The organism is Onishia niordana, assembly GCF_004798965.1.
In the GTDB taxonomy this organism is placed as follows: domain Bacteria; phylum Pseudomonadota; class Gammaproteobacteria; order Pseudomonadales; family Halomonadaceae; genus Onishia; species Onishia niordana.
Map to the genome: position 1 here is coordinate 1 of NZ_SDSD01000162.1, position 239 is coordinate 239.

The window sequence follows — 239 nt, forward strand, 5'->3', positions numbered from 1 at the left end:
CAATATGACTATATATCCCTTTAGTAAATAACATGGATCTTATCAATGAAACTTTGGATTTTGTAGTTTTTGGATCCGGATTAATAACTATTATATCTCTAGCAAGCAATTCATCTTCATTAATATTTTTTTCAATTTCTGAAACTATCCATTCTATTTGTTCTTTATCAGAATCCATATTTACAAATTGAATAATATCATCAATACTGGAATGACTTTCTAAAAATTTCGGGCTACTT

At 26.4% G+C, this 239-nt stretch carries 1 protein-coding gene; it reads right to left on the minus strand.

Features of this window, described 5'->3' with window-relative positions; genetic code table 11:
• A partial coding sequence (locus ETC27_RS17485; RefSeq protein ID WP_205742806.1) for a hypothetical protein occupies positions 1-239 on the minus strand: 239 nt, incomplete at both ends.